Annotated in this window: 14 protein-coding genes; all 14 read left to right on the top strand. The window is 71.8% G+C overall.

Annotated features, from left to right (window positions below):
* Positions 1–164: 164 nt before the first annotated feature.
* Positions 165–1,004 carry a helix-turn-helix transcriptional regulator gene (locus tag ABD481_RS03135; RefSeq protein WP_344663951.1) on the top strand — a complete coding sequence of 280 codons (840 nt, stop codon included), beginning with the start codon at positions 165–167 and terminating at the stop codon, positions 1,002–1,004.
* 129 nt (positions 1,005–1,133) lie between these two features.
* A complete protein-coding gene (locus tag ABD481_RS03130) occupies positions 1,134–2,057 on the top strand; it encodes an SPFH domain-containing protein (RefSeq protein ID WP_344663950.1) in 924 nt (307 codons plus the stop codon).
* Positions 2,058–2,093: 36 nt separating this feature from the next.
* Positions 2,094–2,348 (top strand): type II toxin-antitoxin system antitoxin, encoded by a 255-nt coding sequence (locus tag ABD481_RS03125; RefSeq protein ID WP_344663949.1) that lies wholly within the window; start codon positions 2,094–2,096, stop codon positions 2,346–2,348.
* Between the two features lie 525 nt (positions 2,349–2,873).
* Positions 2,874–4,196 carry a phage tail sheath family protein gene (locus tag ABD481_RS03120; RefSeq protein ID WP_344663948.1) on the top strand — a complete coding sequence of 441 codons (1,323 nt, stop codon included), beginning with the start codon at positions 2,874–2,876 and terminating at the stop codon, positions 4,194–4,196.
* An 11-nt stretch (positions 4,197–4,207) separates the two neighbouring features.
* Complete coding sequence (locus ABD481_RS03115) at positions 4,208–4,648, top strand: phage tail protein (RefSeq protein ID WP_344663947.1); 441 nt, start codon at positions 4,208–4,210, stop codon at positions 4,646–4,648.
* Positions 4,561–5,004, top strand: a complete 444-nt coding sequence (locus ABD481_RS47320; protein ID WP_425559106.1) for a hypothetical protein — start codon at positions 4,561–4,563, stop codon at positions 5,002–5,004. Before ABD481_RS03115 ends, ABD481_RS47320 begins: the two co-directional genes overlap by 88 nt.
* 17 nt (positions 5,005–5,021) lie before the next feature.
* A complete protein-coding gene (locus ABD481_RS03105; RefSeq protein WP_425559100.1) occupies positions 5,022–5,159 on the top strand; it encodes a DUF6760 family protein in 138 nt (45 codons plus the stop codon).
* A 1,015-nt stretch (positions 5,160–6,174) separates the two neighbouring features.
* Entirely contained in the window at positions 6,175–6,309 is a 135-nt protein-coding gene (locus ABD481_RS03100; RefSeq protein ID WP_344663946.1) for a hypothetical protein, read from the top strand.
* Between the two features lie 60 nt (positions 6,310–6,369).
* Complete coding sequence (locus ABD481_RS03095) at positions 6,370–6,798, top strand: phage tail protein (protein ID WP_344663945.1); 429 nt, start codon at positions 6,370–6,372, stop codon at positions 6,796–6,798.
* A gap of 15 nt (positions 6,799–6,813) precedes the next feature.
* Complete coding sequence (locus ABD481_RS03090; protein WP_344663944.1) at positions 6,814–7,587, top strand: CIS tube protein; 774 nt, start codon at positions 6,814–6,816, stop codon at positions 7,585–7,587.
* Entirely contained in the window at positions 7,584–9,263 is a 1,680-nt protein-coding gene (locus tag ABD481_RS03085; protein WP_344663943.1) for a VgrG-related protein, read from the top strand. Before ABD481_RS03090 ends, ABD481_RS03085 begins: the two co-directional genes overlap by 4 nt.
* On the top strand, positions 9,263–9,787 hold the full coding sequence (locus tag ABD481_RS03080) for a GPW/gp25 family protein (protein WP_344663942.1): 525 nt from the start codon (positions 9,263–9,265) through the stop codon (positions 9,785–9,787). The genes ABD481_RS03085 and ABD481_RS03080 overlap by 1 nt, the downstream gene beginning before the upstream one ends.
* A complete protein-coding gene (locus ABD481_RS03075) occupies positions 9,784–12,969 on the top strand; it encodes a peptidase inhibitor family I36 protein (RefSeq protein ID WP_344663941.1) in 3,186 nt (1,061 codons plus the stop codon). Before ABD481_RS03080 ends, ABD481_RS03075 begins: the two co-directional genes overlap by 4 nt.
* A 425-nt stretch (positions 12,970–13,394) precedes the next feature.
* Positions 13,395–16,535: a peptidase inhibitor family I36 protein gene (locus ABD481_RS03070; protein WP_344663940.1), complete on the top strand. Its 3,141-nt coding sequence runs from the start codon at positions 13,395–13,397 to the stop codon at positions 16,533–16,535.
* Positions 16,536–16,549 lie beyond the last annotated feature (14 nt).

Here is a 16,549-nt window from a genome sequence, read left to right as displayed (position 1 = left end):
GTCGGCGGGATCCCAGCCAGAACCCCGTCCTGCGCAGCCTCCGCGAGGGTAGTCATCACAGCACCACCCTCACGGCTTCAGTCCGCGCCGACCGGCGGGCATGATGGAAAGTCACTGAGCTCTCCGCAAGAGAACCGCCGCGACACGCCGATCCGGAGTGATCCATGAACGACTCGTCCGAGCTGGGCGCCTTCCTGAAGTCCCGCCGCGCCGCCCTGCGTCCCAAGGAAGTCGGCATCACCCCGCACCCGACCCGCCGTCGCGTCACCGGTCTGCGCCGCGAGGAGCTCGCGATGCTGGCGAACGTGAGCATCACCCACTACACGCGCCTGGAGCAGGGCCGCGCCACCAGCGTCTCCGACGGCCTGCTGGACGCGATCGCGCGCACCCTGCGCCTCACCGAGGACGAGACGGCGCACCTGAAGGACCTCGCCCGCCCCGCGCCCGCGCCGTCCCGCCGCCCCGCCACTCCCCCGGCGACCGCGATCAGCACCTCCGCCCGGCAACTGCTGCAAGCCATGACCGAGGTGCCGGCCCTGGTCCTGGACCGCCGCAACGACGTCCTCGCCTGGAACCGCCTGGGCCACGCCCTGCTCGCCGCCCACCTCCCGGCCGACAGCCCCGACCACCCCGCGACCCGCCCCAACATGGTCCGCATGCTGTTCCTCGACGAGCAGTATCAGAACCTGTACACCAACTGGCACGACCAGGCCCACCTCGCCGTGGCCGCCCTCCGCCTGGTCGCCGGCCGCCACTCCGACGACCGCGCCCTCGCCGAACTCGTCGGCCGCCTCAGCATGAACAGCGACGAGTTCGCCGCCCTCTGGGCCGCCCACCCGGTACGCACCTGCACCTCCGGCGTGAAGCACATGCGCCACCCCGGCGTCGGCCCGATCGACCTGCACTTCGAGAACCTGCTCATCCCCGGCACCGAGGGTCAGCATCTGATCGCTTACACCGCCGAGCCGGGGACGGCGTCGGAGGCGGCGCTGCGGTTGTTGTGAGGTTGTGGTGGTGTGGAGGTGTGGTGGCGGGCTGCGGCGGCTGAGGCCGCGTATCAGCCCTCTGGTCGGCCCCGCCAAAAAGTGATATCACTTTGATAGAAGCTTTACGGGGTGCTGAGAGGGCGTGCGATGACAACAGACCCAGGCCGACACGAACCGCTGTCGGAGGCGGAGATATCCGAGACGCCCGAACCGTCGATCGTCGAGATCCCGGCCCGGGACGTCTCCGGCTGGGGCGCACTCGTGGCGGGCCTGCTGCTCCTCGTCCTCGCCGGGGTCACGGCGGCGCTGACCACCGACCGGACGCGGATCGTGGCCGTGGCCCCGGGGCTGGCGGGCTTCGTGCTGCTGATCGGGCTGACGCCGGTGTCGCCGGGGCAGGCGCGGGTCGTCACGCTGGCCGGGCGGTACATCGGGACGGTGCGGACCACGGGGCTGCGGTGGGTGATCCCGTTCACGTCGAAGCGCACGATCTCCACCCGGGTGATCAACGACGAGACGACCACGTTGAAGGTCAACGACGCGGACGGGAACCCGATCGAGATCGCGGCGGTCGTGGTGTGGCAGGTGCGGGACACCGCCAAGGCCGTCTACGCGGTCGACGACTTCGCGGAGTTCCTCGCCATCCAGGCCGAGACCGCGGTCCGGCACATCGCCACCAGCTATCCCTACGACGCCCACCAAGAGGGCCAGATCTCGCTGCGCCAGCACGCCGACGAGATCACCGCCCGCATGTCGGCGGAGATCACCGAGCGGGTGACGCTGGCGGGCATCCGCGTCATCGAGTCGCGCATCACCCGCCTGTCCTACGCACCGGAGATCGCCCAGACCATGCTGCGCCGCCAGCAGGCCGACGCGGTCATCGCCGCCCGGCAGCGCCTGGTGCAGGGCGCCGTCGGTATGGTGCGTTCGGCACTGGACGCCCTCAGCGCGGAGAACATCGTCGACCTCGACGACGAGCGCAAGGCGTCGATGGTCAGCAACCTGCTGGTGGTCCTGTGCAGCGAGCAGGCCACCCAGCCGGTGATCAACGCCGGGACGCTGTATCAGTAAGCAGGCACTAACAGGTAAGGACGAGCCGGAACCTCCATGAGCCAGCGGAAGCAGATCCTGTTGCGCCTGGACCCGGCGGTCCACGACGCGCTGGCCCGCTGGGCCGGCGCGGAGCTGCGCAGCACCACCGCACAGATCGAGTACCTCCTGCGCCAGTCTTTGGCCCAGGCCGGCCGGCTGCCGGCGGACGTCGGGCAGCTGCCTCGGCGCGGGCGGCCGCCGAAGGGTGAAGCGGGACTGGACGATCAGCTGACGGGGTCGGAAGAAATCGCGGATCAAGAAGAGGAATAGCCGGACGGCTGTCGGCCCGGTCCGGCTGCGCGCACTTTGCTACCGATCGGCCGCGAAGACCTGAGGGCCGTGTTTGTCGGCCGTGCTGCGCGCACTTTGCTACCGATCGGCCGCGAAGACCTGAGGGCCGTGTTTGTCGGCCGTGCTGCGCGCACTTTGCTACCGATCGGCCGCGAAGACCTGAGGGCCGTGTTTGTCGGTCATTCATCGGTCGTGCTGCGCGCACTTTGCCACAGGCCGGCGCCGCCATCTGCTTCGGCCGCCAAGCGGGCTGCCCGTTCGGACCGGCCGGCCGCGCCAATAGCCCCAGCCCCAGCGGACCAAGCCGGGCCCTGACTCGAAGCGGCGCGCATAAGCCTTCGCCATACCGCCCGAATGACCGGAGCCCCGCACCTCGCGGACCGGCTCATCGCTGCCCGAAGGGGCGGGTCCGCCGCCTCCACCGGCCGCCGTTGGTGCGTGGTGCGGCAGCGGGGCGGGCCGCAGGCTTGGGGCAGGAACTCTCTTCACCGTAAGGAGTCGTCCATGGCGGCCTTGGCCCCTGGTGTCTATGTGCAGACCGTTGCCAGCGGGATGCGTGTCGTCTCGGCGGCGGGTACTTCGGTCGCGGCGTTCCTGGGAACGGCGGATCTCGAAAGCCAGCCGGTCGACACGCCGATCCTGGTGTCGAACTGGTCGGACTACCTGACCAAGTTCGTCGCGCCGCCCGCTTCCGCCGCGAGCTCCACGTCCAGCAGTTCACCTTCGAGCAGCTCCACTTCTGGCACCTCCACTTCGGGCAGTTCCACTTCCGGCAGTACCACTTCCGGCAGCTCCAGCTCCAGCTCATCCACCCCCGCCTCCACCCCCGCCGCCCCGCCCGCGCCCCCGCTGATGGCCGACGCCGTCTACGGCTGGTTCGCCAACGGCGGCGGCCCCTGCTACGTGGTGCGGCTGGCCCCGGCCGAGACCACGCTCGACGCGGCGCTGACCGCGCTGGAGGCGCGGACCGACGTCACGATCGTGGCCGTCCCGGGGTTGTCGGACGTCACCGGCATCGCGCCGGCGAACTGGCCGACCGAGCAACAGAAGGTGGCCGCTCACTGCAAGACGATGGGGAACCGGGTGGCCGTGCTCGACCTGCCGGTCGGCACGCCGGCGCAGGGCGACGTCGCGAAGTCGGTGCTGGGCGCCGGCGACGTCGCGGACGCGCTGGCGATGTCCGGGGAGCTCGCGACCTTCGCAGTGGTCTACTACCCGTGGGTGACCGCGGCCAGCGTCTACACCAGCCTCACGCAGCCGCGGGCGATCCCGCCGAGCGGGCACGTGGCCGGCGCCTGGGCGCGCACCGACACCGACCGCGGCGTGTACAAGGCGCCCGCGAACGTGGCGCTGCAAGGGATCCAGGGGTTGCAGGTGACGCTCACCGACGCGCTCCAGGCGCCGCTGAACGACAAGGGCGTGAACTGCCTGCGCACCTTCCCCGGGCAGGGCACGCTGGTCTGGGGCGCGCGGACGCTGGCCGCCCGGAACTCGAACGAGCTGGACTTCAAGTACGTCAACGTCCGCCGGTACATCAACTTCCTCAGCGACTCGATCCGGCAGTCCACCCGCTGGGCGGTCTTCGAGCCGAACAACGCGCTGCTCCAGGCCCGGGTGGCGGGCAGCGTGAGCAGCTTCCTGACCGACCAGTGGCGGCTCGGCGCGCTGGTCGGGGCGACGGCGGCGCAGTCGTTCTACGTCATCTGCGACGAGCGGAACAACACCGCGGCGTCGGTGGCGCAGGGCAACCTGGTCTGCGACATCGGGGTCGCCCCGGCGCGGCCGGCCGAGTTCGTCACCTTCCGTATCACGCAGACCTACTCCTGAGGCGGGCACGCATGGCAACCGGCAACACGCTCTCGACCCACCTGTACGCCATCGACCTGGGCAAGTTCCAGGTCGAGACGGTCCAGGACGTCAGCGGTCTGGTGTGGGAGCAGGACGTGGTGGAGGTCCGGCAGGTCGGCCCCACCGGCGAGCTGCTGATCCGCAAGCAGCCCGGGGCCCGCAAGAGCGGGCAGATCACCGTCACCCGGGGCCTGGACAAGAGCACCGCGTTCACCGACTGGATCCGGGCCACCCTGGTCGACAAGGACCTCGACGGCGCCCGCCAGGACGTGACGGTGTCTCTGATGGACGCCAAGCGCACGGTGGTCCGCCGGGTCCGCCTGACCAACGCCTTCGCCACTCGCTGGGAGGGCCCCTCGCTGCAGGCGGCGGGCGCCGGCCCGGCGACCGAGCAGGTGACCATCGACTACGAAGACATCACGGTCGAGTGATGACGACCGCGGCCGAGCGGCACGCCCAGCTGCGCACCGAGTACGAGTTCGAACTCCCCCTGGGCTACGTCGACCCCGCCGGCAAGGTCCACCGCCGCGGCACCATGCGGCTGGCCACCGCCCGCGACGAACTCGCCCCGCTGATCGACCGCCGGGTCCAGGAGAACCCCGCCTACCTGGGCGTGGTGCTGCTCAGCCTGGTCATCACCCGCCTGGGCGACCTGGAGGACCTGCACGCCGGCCTGGTCGAGCAGTTCTTCGCCGCCGACGTCGCCTACCTCCAGGCGTTCTACGAACGCATCAACGACGTGGATCCCGAAGGCCGCGGAGCGGGTGACCGCCTGGGGGAATCCTGATCCGGCCGGCCGGCCGGTTGTACGAGGAGATCTCCTACCTCGCCTACCACTTCCACTGGCCGCCGGACGCCCTGTTGGACCTGCCGCACCGGGACCGGGCGCGGTACGTCGCCGAGGTCGGGCGCATCAACATCCGAATCAACCAAGGCGGGTGAGGGGCACGTGGCGGAGCGGGTGGCGGGGGCCTCGGCGCCTGGGGAGGGGATCGGGCGGGGTGAGCGGGGTGAGCGGGGTGAGCAGATCGGGCAGGCCGGGCAGGCTGGGCAGGTCAGACAGGCCGGGCCAGCGGACGCTGAACCGGGCTGGCGCTCTGTGCCGCCGTTGCGGAGGACGCTTGGCGCGACCGTCCCAGTGAGTGATCCGCTGGGATTCCGCGATCGGCTGGCGGCTTGGCAGCGGCCTGCGTTGCTGGTGACGTCGCGGCCGGTAAGCGAGTGGGTGTGCGTAACGCCGGTGGTGGGGGCGGCTTGGACTCGTCGGCGCACCGCCGGCGCTCAAGCAGAGGCCGGGGCCAGGAGCGTGGTGGATGCGCGGCCGGTTGTGGAACGAGTGATGCTTCCTGAGATCGCGCCTCCGCCCACGGCAAAGAAAGGTCCTGATCCGGTCCGGCAGACGATCGCCGCCGACCCCGCGCCAGTAGTGGCACCTCGCGTGGCCCCACCACTGCCGCCGACGAGGCCAGGTATGGGGCGTCCGGTAGCAGCGGTGCCGGTCCGGACTGTGTCGCAACATATTGAGCCAGTCCAGGCCGAGCAGCGCACGACAACGACCCCGGCTCCACCGCCCCCGCTTCCCACTCCCCCTCCGACACCGCCGGTGCGTATGCCAGCACATGCGGATCACCCGGAACCGGGTCTCAGGAGGCCGGTTGTGAACCTGCCGCTCGCCACTGTCACACCCGCCAGGTCGGCTGCCCAGCCAGCAGCGTCTCCGCCCCCGCTTCGGCCCGCTCCCACGCCGGCACCCACGCTTCCCGTGGTACACAGCGCCACTTCCGCGCCACCATCGCAGACCCCTGCTCCGCATCGCGACCCACCTCGCACGGCTTCACCGCTGTCACAACCCTCTGCTACCCGGTCGAGCCGCACAGCATCGGCCATCCCGCCAACACCGGCGCCGACACTCACGCCCAGTCCGACCCCCACCCCCAAACCACCCGACGCCGCATCCGTGGCCGGCGAGCTCGCCCGCCACCACGGCGCCGAACTCGCCCGCGCCCTGGAACCCGTCGTCGAACGCTGGGTCCGGCCGCCCCGCAAACGGCCCTGGTCCCGCGACGGACGCCGCCTGGAGCTGCCCCGATGACCGGCCCCCGCACTCCGCTCGCCCGACTCAGTCCGCCCCACCCGCAAGGAGCCCCGCACCGTGTCTGAGCAACCCTTCGCCACCAGCGTCCGGTTCCGGGTGACGATCGGCGCCGTCGACCTGGGCTCCTTCACCACCTGCGACGGGCTGGCCTGCGAGGTGGAGGTCGAGGAGCACTGGGAGGGCGGGCTGGACTCCCATCCGTGGATCCTGCCGTCGCGGCTGCGGTACTCGCACATCGTGCTGACCCGGCCGCTGACCGCCTCCGCCGTCGCGGCGTGGCAGTGGGTGCAGGCGCAGGTGCTGCTGCCGGTGCCGGTGACCGGGCGGATCGTGGCGCTGGCGCCGGACCACAGTCCGATCGTGCGGTGGGACCTGGACCGGGTGGTGCCGGTGCGCTGGACCGGGCCGTCGTTCACGGCCGAGTCGTCGCAGGCGGCGATGGAGACGTTGGAACTGGCCCACCACGGGTTCCTCGTGGCCGGCTGAAAAGGAGCTCTGGCGATGCCGTCCCCACCCGCCCTCGGTCTCACCCGCGCCGTCCTGGTGCTGTTCGAGCCGCCGTCGACCACCGCCAACCAGCCCGGCGCGGTGCGGCAGCGGATCCCGTTGCAGTTCAACCCGGAGCGGATCAGCCTGTCGAAGTCGGCGACCTGGCACCGCAGTCCGGCCAACCGGGCGGCCGCGGCGGCCATGCCGGAGTTCCGCGGGGCCACGCCCCGGGTGCTGTCGGTCGAGCTGTTCCTGGACGCCACGCTGAGCCTGCGCAACACCGTCGAGCAGCAGGTCGAGACGCTGCTCGGGTGCTGCGTCCCGACCGGCGGCAGCGTGCGCGCCGACCGGCCCTCGCCGCCGTGGGTGCGGCTGGAGTGGGGCCGGGGCCGCAGCACCTCGTTCAACGCCTGCCTCACGTCGGTGCAGGCGAACTACACCATGTTCGGCGGCGACGGCGCTCCGCGGCGCGCGACGTGCTCGGTGGTGCTGGAGGAGATCGGCGGGTCCACCGCGAAGCAGAACCCGACCTCCGGCTCGCCGGACGTGCAGGTGGTGCACCTGATGCAGGCCGGCGACAGCCTGGCGTCGGTGGCCTGGCAGCGGTACGGGGACGCGACCGGCTGGCGGGCGATCGCCGCGGCCAACAACATCGCGGACCCCGAGCGGGTCCCGCCGGGGACGGTCCTGATCGTCCCCCCGCCGGCCGACCCGGTGTTCGACCCGGCCAGCAACCCGGCGATCAACCCGGCGACCAACCTGCCGACCACCCCGGGGCCGGCATGACGACCCGCGCCTTCGCCAACGCCCCGGTGGTGGCCACCAACAACCAGCCGCTGCCCGCCGTGTGGCAGGACTGGCTGGTCGAGACCCACGTCGACGCCGAGGAGGGCCGCCCGGCGGTGGCCGAGCTGCGGTTCCGCGATCCGGGGCACCGGATGCTGGCCGGCACCCGGACCGGCATCGGCGCCCCGCTGCGGATCTGGGCGGCGACCACGGCCGAACCGGGCAAGGTGCAGATCTTCTCCGGCGAGGTGACGCGCGTGGCGTGCGAATACGACAACGACGACGGGACCTTCACCGTGGTCCGGGCCCAGGATCTGGGTCACCGACTGACCCGCGGGCGCCGGCTGGACGTCTGGGAGGGGCTGACGCTGCGCGAGGTCGTGACGAAGGTCGCGCGGCACGGCAAGCTGACCGTCGACCAGGTGCACCAGGGCGACACCGTGTACCGCCGCCTGGTGCAGCCGAACATCACCGATTGGGAGTTCCTGCGGACGCTCGCCGGGCTGCACGGCGCGGCACTCACGGTCCAGGACGAGCGCCTGTCGCTGCGGGAGGCGGCACCGGCGGGCCGGGCGCCGAGTCCGGGTCAGGACTCTGATCGCAATCCCTACGTGCTCCGCTACGGCGACAACCTGCTGGCGCTGGACACGTCGGTGGAGGATCTGGGCCCGGTGCGGACCGTCCAGGTCCGGGGCTGGAACAGCGAGGCCAAGCAGGCGCTCGTGGAGCCGACCGGCCTGACCGACAGCCCTCAGGTGGCGGTCGGCGTCAAGGTGGCCGATCTGGCGCGGGCCTGGAAGGGCGACGTCGTCACCGAGGTGGCCGGGACCGGGTTCGCGCTCCAGGAGCATCTGGCACCGGCGGCACGCGCCTTCGCCGAGGCCGCGGCAGCGGATTTCGCCCAACTGGAGGCCACCGCCTCGGGTTCGCCGTACCTGACCGTCGGCGCGCCGGTGACACTGGACGGCGTCGGCTCGCCGTTCACCGGCCGGTACACCGTCACCGGCGTCCATCACCACTTCGCAGAGGACGGATACCGCACCACGGTCTCGGTGGCCACCGGACGCGGCGAACCGGGCGCAGCCGTCGCGCAGCCCTCCGCATACGCGATGCCGGGCCTGGCTGTCGCCCTCGTCGTGGACGTGAAGGAGCCGGAGGGCCGACAGTCCGGCGCGGTGAAGCTCCGCTTCCCGTGGCTCGACGACAAGTACACCTCCGATTGGGCCCGCACCGTGCAGTGGGGCGGCGTCGACGGCGGCGGGGTGATCAGCCCCAGCACGGGAGACGAGGTGCTCGTGGGCTTCGAACAGGGCCGGCTGGACCGGCCCTACGTGCTGGGCGGTCTGTACAACGGGAAGGACAAGCCCACCGCGAACGAGACGGCGCTGGTGTCCGACGACGGCAAGGTCAATCGCAGATCCCTGGCTTCCCGGGGCGGCGACCGCATCGAGCTGCGCGACGAGAAAGAGTCGGCCGGGGTTGTGCTGGCCACGGGGAACGGCGGGATCACTGTCGAGCTGGCCCGCAACGGCAACAAGCTCACGCTGACCGCGGACGAGATCACCCTGAGCGCGAAGACCATCAAGCTGGACGCCACGTCGGAGGTCTCCATCACTGGCAAGCAGAGCGTCGCCATCAGTTCCCTCAAGGTCGATGTGAAGCGCGGTGGTGCCTGATGAGCGGCGACCTCATCGGTACCGGCCCCGGTACCATCAGCGGCGCCGGCACCAGCGCCGCCGCCACCAGCGCCGCCACCAGCGCCAGCACCAGCACCAGCACCGACGCCCTCGTCGGCCGCGGCTGGGCCTACCCGGCGGCCGTCGCCGCCGACGGCACCATCGCCCTGATCGGCGGCACCCCCGACATCGAGCGCTCGATCGAGCTGATCCTGACCACCGCGCCCGGCGAGCGCCCGATGCGCCCGGACTTCGGCTGCGGGGTGCACGCCCTGGTCTTCGCCCCGGCCGACGCCGCCACCGCCGGCCGCCTGGCCGACGCCGTGCAGACGGCGCTGGACCGCTGGGAGCCGCGGATCGTCGTGGACCTCGTCGAGGTGACCGCGGACGACCTCACCCAGGGGCTGCTCTACATCGACGTGCAGTACACGATCCGGGCCACCAACAGCCCGCGCAACCTCGTCTTCCCCTTCTACACACTGCCCGGCGAGCCCGCGAACGCCTCGGGGGGAGCAGCTCAATGACCGACCTGCGCGTGCCGTATCTGGACGATCTGCGGTTCCAGGACCTGGTCGACGCCGCCAAGCGCTATCTTCCGCAGCGGGTCCCGGCCTGGACCGACCACAACGTCTCGGACCCCGGCATCACGCTCATCGAGGCCTGCGCGGCGCGCGTGGACCAGCTCGGGTACCGCACCGACCAGGTGCCCGATCCGGTCCGGGCGGCGTTGCTGCGGCTGGCCGGGGTGGTCCCGAGCCCGCCGGCCGGGGCCCGGGTCACCTTGACGTTCACTCTGGCCGACGCCGCGAGCCCGGACCGGACCGTCCCCGCCGACACCGAGGTGACCACCCGGCCCGGCGGGCCCGGACCGGCCGTCGCGTTCCGCACCGTGGCCGACCTGACCATCCCGGCGGACAAGAGCAGCGGCACCGTCGACGCCGTCAATGTCCTGAGTGTCCACGAGGACCTCGGGCCCGCGACCGGTTCGCCCGCGCTGCGACTGGCGCCCTCCCGGGTGCCGTTGACGGAGGCCGGCCCCGACGGCGACCGTACCGCGCGGCTGACGCTGACAGTGGTCAGCCCGGACGGCTCCGCGGCGGTCTGGCAGCAGGTCTCGACGTTCGCCGGCACGACCGGATCAGACTCCTGTTTCGTCTGGGACGCGACCTCACGCGAGGTGGTCTTCGGCCCGCGCACCCCTTATGCCTCCGGGGCGCAGAACCACGGCGCCGTACCGGTCGCCGGGGCGCGGATCGTCGTCGACTACCGGACCAGCCAGGGCATGCTCGGCAACATCCCGGCCCGGACGCCGCTGACCTGGGCCCACGCCGACACCGTCGCGGTGTCCGCCGCGAAGGCCGCGGCCGGCGGCGCGGACGCCGAGTCGGTGGCGGACGCGGTGGCGCGCACGGTCGCCGATCTGGTGCCGTTGCAGCGGGCCGTCACCGCCGAGGACTACGCACAGCTGCTGACCCGGCAGATCCCGGCGCTGGCCCGGGTCCTCACCGCGCCGGTCCCGCCGACGCCGGTCCCGGGCAAGCCGATCGATCCGGCGGACAACGGCAGCCTCCAGGTCACCGTGGTCCCGACGCCGTCCGGGAATCCCCGGGCGAAGCTCACCGAGGCGGATCTGCGTCTGGGCCCTGATACCGCGAAGGCGGTGGCCGCGCAGGTGGAGGCCGCGCGGCTGCTGTGCGCCCGGGTCCGGGTCACCGAGCCGGACTGGACCCGGTTCAGCGTGACGGCGACCGTCCGGTCCTGGTCCAGCGGCGACAGTCCGGCGGCGGTGCGGGGCCGGACCGCGGCGGCGGAGGCGCTGTTCGCGTTCTTCCATCCGACGCTCGGCGGGCCGGACGGCACGGGGTGGCCGTTCGGCCGGCCGATCCACGCCGGCGACGCGTACGGCGTGCTGGCGGCGCTGCCGGAGACCATCGACGTCGTCGAGCTCACCGTCACCGACCAGGCCGGCTACGCCACGACCCGGCTCGCGCCGCTCCCGCACGGCCTGCCGGCGCTCCAGGCGGCCAACATCTCGTTCGTGACGTCCGACCAGGACAAGTACGACCGGGTGCCGCAGGGCATGTGGGGCCTGTTCGACGCCGCCGACGGCCGCGGCAAGCTGCTGGCGCTGTTCGCCGGCGACACCGCGGGGCTGGACACCGGGATCGGCGCGAGCGCGCAGTCGCTGGTGAACGCGACGTCCTGGACGCTTCAGGCGTTCTCGCAGCCGACGAAGAACATGGCGACCAAGACCGTCTACCCGGGCACGACGGCGAACCTGGTCTTCGGCACGAACCAGAAGCTGAGCTCCGCGACCGTGTACACCTCGGTCCCGGACGGCGCGTTCGCGCTGTCGGAGCACGCCGGGCAGACCGGCAAGCAGTGGATCTTCTGGAGCGCCGACCGGCCGATCGACCTGGCGCAGGCCGGGATCGGCGCCGGGAAGAGTGTGTCGTCGGTGGTCAACCGGACCGCGCGCACGGTGGACCTGCGCCAGGACGCCGCCCAGACCGGCCCCGGGCAGCTGTTCCAACCGGGGGCGGCCGGGGCGGTCGGCGACGTCACCGCCGACCTCGACAACAAGCTGCGCTGGGTGACCTTGCTGGACGGGCCGCGCGCCGGCCAGTACTGCCTCTACGGGGACGCGGCCTTCGGCGGCAAGCAGTGGGTGTTCGACGCCGGCGTCCCGAACCTCGGCGGCATCCTGGGCCCCGGCGACTCGGTCGGGTCGGTGGTGAATCAGACCACGGACACGATCGCGCTGTTCGCGCAGCCCGGCTTCATGTCCGGGTCCGCCGGCCTGCAACCGGTGCCGCCGGGGACCAGGGCGGCCGTACGCGCCCCGCTGGCCGGCACCGCGGCCTCGGCACAGCGCCGGCCGCCCGGATCGGTCTTCGCCTGGGGCACGGCCACCTCCCCGCTGGCCGACATCCCGTCCGGCCTGACCGACGCGGTGGCGCTCGCGGCGGGCGCGAACCACTCGCTGGCGGTGAAGGCGGACGGCTCGGTGGTGGCCTGGGGCGCGAACGACAACGGCCAGATCTCGGTCCCGCCGGGGCTGACGGCGCGCGCCGTCGCGGCCGGGGCCAAGCACTCGCTGGCGCTGGGCGCCGACAGCACGGTCGCGGCCTGGGGCTCGAACGACGACGGCCAGACGGCGGTCCCGGCCGGCCTGACGGCGACGGCGGTCGCGGCCGGGGTGAAGCACTCGCTGGCGCTGGCGGCCGACGGCACGGTCGTGGCCTGGGGCGCGGGCACCGGCGCGGGCGGCGCGAACGCGGTCCCGGCCGGGCTGTCCGGCGTGACCGCGATCGCGGCGGGCGATCAGCACTCGCTGGCGCTCAAGGCCGACGGCTCGGTGGTGGCCTGGGGCGCGAACGACAGCGGCCAGACCACGGTTCCGGCCGGGCTGAAGGCGATCGCCGTGGCGGCCGGGGCCGCGCACTCGCTGGCGCTGAAGGCGGACGGCTCGGTGGTGGGTTGGGGGGCCGGCGGGCCGGCGACGGCGCCGACCGGGCTGGCGGCGGTGGCCGTGGCCGCCGGCGCGGACCGCTCGACGGCGCTGACCGCGGACGGCACGGTCGTCGCGTGGGGCGGCGGCACAGGCACCGGGCAGCCGTTCGCGGTGCTGCCGGTGACCGGTGCGCGATCCGTCGCCGTGGCGCTCGGGCCGACGCAGTCGCTGGCAATCTCCGTGACGAACTGAGGGCAGGGGCAGACATGACCGTGGATACTCAGTCCGCTGATGGTTCGGGAGGGACGGGTCCGGCGGCGGCAGCCAGTGCTGGCGGCACTGGCAGCTCTGGCGGCACTGGCAGCTCTGGCAGCTCTGGCAGCTCTGGCGGCTCTGGCGGCTCTAGCGGCTCTAGCGGCTCTAGCGGCTCTAGCGGCTCTGGCGGCTCTAGCGGCTCTAGCGGCTCTAGCGGCTCTAGCGGCTCTAGCGGCTCTGGCGGCTCTGGTCCGACCGACGGCCCCGCGCCCACGCCGCCGCCCTCCGGTCAGCCGCTCCCGAACCCGGCAGCCGGGCCGCCCGCGCCACCTCCACCAGTCCGCACCGTCCTGCCCGCCGCCTACGCCGAGGACACCACGATCCAGGCGTTCGCCGGCGCCGTCGACGGCATGCTCGCGCCGGTGGACCAAGTCCTGAGCGCGATGGCCGACAACTTCCGGCCGTTCCAGGCCCCCGCGGCGATGCTGCCGTATCTGGTGCGGCTGAGCCGGGCGCGGGTCGAGCCGTCGTGGCCGGAGCGGGCCGTGCGCGCGGCGATCGACCTGGCCGGTTGGCTGTCCGTGCACCGCGGCACCCCGGCGGGCCTGCTGCGCGAGGCGCGCGTGGTCTACGGCTGGTCGCTGGTGGTCACCGACTCCGGCGGCACCCGGCTGCCGGGCGACACGGCCGCGTGGCCCGCCGACGTGCGGCTGTGCGTGGAGCTCGATCCGGCGGTGGCCGGCCCGGACCCGATCGCCTACGACCAGGGCACCTTGGAGCGCCTCATCGACGCGCACCTGCCGGTGTCCTCGGCCCGGGTCCTGGCGCCGCCGCCGGGCCGGTGCGCCCTGTATGAGGGTCCTTACTCGACCGGTCGCGCGCTGGTCCTGAGCCGCGACGAGGCCGACCTCGCGCCGCTGCGCTTCGACAACCGGACCGCCTCGGTCTGGAACCGCACGGCGGGCATCGTCGCGCTCTACGACGACGTGGCCTTCGGCGACAGCGGCGGGCACCAGTACGTCCCGGCGCAGCAGGCCGTGAACATGTCCGAGGCGCTGACCCGGCGGACGTCGTCGGTGCGCTTCCTGACCACGGTCCCCGACGGCTCCTGGGGCCTGTTCGACGACACCGACGGCAAGGGCAACCTGCTGGGCGTCTACGACGTCAGCGTGCCCGCCGTGGCGCAGACCGTCGCCGCCGCCGCGAAATCGCTGGTCAACAAGACCAACTACACCCTCGAAGCGTTCGGGGCGGGCCTGACCCCCCGGCAGGTCGTCTACCCGGGCGTCACGGCCACCCTGGCCACCGGCCTGTCCCAGGCGCTGGCCACCGTGAAGGTCAACACCGAGGTCCCGGTGGGCGCGTTCTGCCTCTACGAGCGACCGAGGCAGGGCGGCAAGCAGTGGGTGATGTGGACGGCGGCGGGCGACCTCGCCGACCTGACGCCCATCGCCGCCGCGAACCAGGTGTCGTCGGTCTACAACCGGACCGAGTACACCGTGGAGCTGTTCACGGCGGTCGACGGGACCGGTAGCAGTCAGCTGTTCTACCCCATGACCTACGCGGAAGTGACCACCGCACTCGATCACCGCACCAACTCCGTCACCGTACGAAACGGCCCCCCGTCCGGCTACTACTGCCTCTACGGAGGAAAGGACAAGGCCGGACGCCAGTGGGTGTTCGCCGAGGTCGCCAACAAGAACGTGGTTCTCACCGATCCGGCGATCACGGCGGCGAACACCGTGTCATCAGTGTTCAACAACACCTCGCACACGCTGGAGTTGTTCAAGGAGAGCAACGGGACCGGGGTCAGCCAGCTGTTCTACCCGGGCCTGGCCACCAACGTCACCGTGGCGGGCCTGGACCGCCAGGCGAAGGCGGTCCAGCCCTACGACGGCGCGCCGGCCGACTACTACTGCCTGTATGCCGGCACGAACAAGACCGGCAAGCAGTGGGTCTTCCGCGACACCGCGTTGCGGGTGAACCTCACCGACGCGGCCATCGCCGCCGGCAACGCAGTGGCCTGCGTCGACAACCGGACGAGCCGAACGCTGGAGGTGTTCAAGGACGCCGCCGGGACGGGCACCAGCCAGCTGGTCTATCCCGGGAAGTCGGCGAACTTGGCGAGCGGACTCGCCGCGCTGGCCAACTCGGCGACGGTCTACAACGGCCCGCCGTCGGGCTACTACTGCCTCTACGAAACCCGCGGCGCGGCGGGAAGGCAGTGGGTCTTCCCCGGGACGGTGGGCGAGCGGAGCCTGACGGCGGCCGACGTCGGCGCCACCGGGATATCCGAGGTCCGCAACGCCACCCAATACACCCTGGAGCTGTTCCAGAGCAGCACCGACGCATCAGGGCTCTACCAGATGTGCTATCCCGGGCGAACGACCACGATGACCACGGCGTTCGACGACAAGGCCACCTACGCGAAGCTGTACAACGGAGCCCCGGACGGCTACTTCTGCCTCTACGGCACCGGTCCGGATATGCAGTGGGTGTTCCGGGGAGCCTCGGGGATCGAGCAGAACCTCGTCGACATCAGCGCCGACCTCAAGGTGTCCCGGGTGGTCAACAAGACCCAGAAGACGTTGGAACTCTTCCAGAACACCGACGCCACCGGCGGCTACCAGCTGATCTATCCGGCCAAGGACGTCCAGGTCTCCTCCGGCCTGAGCAAGGCCTCCCGGCTCGTGCGGTGCTACGACAACTGCCCGCAGGGCTACTACTGCCTTTATGAGAACGGCGACCAGGGCGGGCGCCAGTACGTGTTCCGCGCCACGATCGGCGAGTTCGACCTGCGGGACGCGAACATCGACGCCAACGACAAGGTCTCCTCCGTCCGCAACCTGACACGCTTCACGCTTCAGCTGTTCGCCGATCCGGGACCCAGCGGCACACAGCAGTACTGCTATCCCTCGCAGACCGTGAACGTGCGGTCCGACCTCAACGACCGGACCACGATCGTCAAGCTCCACGACGGCGCGCCGTCCGGCGGCATCTGCTTGTACGAGGACGGCCCGACCCAGGGCCGGCAGTGGATCCTGCCCGGCACCGCGAACGCGGAGTACGACCTGACCGCGATAGGCGCCGGCGGCTGCATATCCAACGTGGGCAACAACACGATGTACACGCTGGAGCTGTACGAGTGGACCAACAAGACCGGCCTGAACCAGATGTTCTGGCCGTACCGGACCACCTCGGCGGACGGCGGCTTCAACGACCGGGCCCGGTACGCCAGGCTGCACGACGGCGCCCGCAACATCCTGCCGCGCGGCTACTTCTGCCTGTTCAGCAACCGGGATTTCCTGGGCGTGCAGTGGGTGGTGCGCGGCAATCCCAACACCCGGATCAGGGCGGCCGACATCGGCGCCGCCAACGCGATCTCCAGCGTGGGGAACAACACCACGGGCACCGTGCGGCTGTTCCGGAACAACAGCTGGAGCGGCGACAACTGGTGGACCAACGGCGGGGACTGGCATTCGATCGTCCAGGCCAACATGGGATGGGCCTGGGCCAAGGACTTCAACGACGCCACGGTGACCTTCTCCTGGGACCAGACATGAGCGGGCTGAGGGAT

It is taken from the genome of Catenulispora yoronensis (assembly GCF_039531695.1).
GTDB classification, from domain to species: Bacteria; Actinomycetota; Actinomycetes; order Streptomycetales; family Catenulisporaceae; genus Catenulispora; species Catenulispora yoronensis.
Note: the sequence above shows the minus strand (reverse complement) of the source record. Positions and strands in the feature narration are given on the sequence as shown.

Coding starts and splice junctions, on each gene's coding strand:
- ABD481_RS03115 (WP_344663947.1), top strand. CDS start 4,208: ATGGCAACCGGCAACACGCTCTCGACCCACCTGTACGCCATCGACCTG.
- ABD481_RS03125 (WP_344663949.1), top strand. CDS start 2,094: ATGAGCCAGCGGAAGCAGATCCTGTTGCGCCTGGACCCGGCGGTCCAC.
- ABD481_RS03120 (WP_344663948.1), top strand. CDS start 2,874: ATGGCGGCCTTGGCCCCTGGTGTCTATGTGCAGACCGTTGCCAGCGGG.
- ABD481_RS03085 (WP_344663943.1), top strand. CDS start 7,584: ATGACGACCCGCGCCTTCGCCAACGCCCCGGTGGTGGCCACCAACAAC.
- ABD481_RS03080 (WP_344663942.1), top strand. CDS start 9,263: ATGAGCGGCGACCTCATCGGTACCGGCCCCGGTACCATCAGCGGCGCC.
- ABD481_RS03075 (WP_344663941.1), top strand. CDS start 9,784: ATGACCGACCTGCGCGTGCCGTATCTGGACGATCTGCGGTTCCAGGAC.
- ABD481_RS03130 (WP_344663950.1), top strand. CDS start 1,134: ATGACAACAGACCCAGGCCGACACGAACCGCTGTCGGAGGCGGAGATA.
- ABD481_RS03135 (WP_344663951.1), top strand. CDS start 165: ATGAACGACTCGTCCGAGCTGGGCGCCTTCCTGAAGTCCCGCCGCGCC.
- ABD481_RS03090 (WP_344663944.1), top strand. CDS start 6,814: ATGCCGTCCCCACCCGCCCTCGGTCTCACCCGCGCCGTCCTGGTGCTG.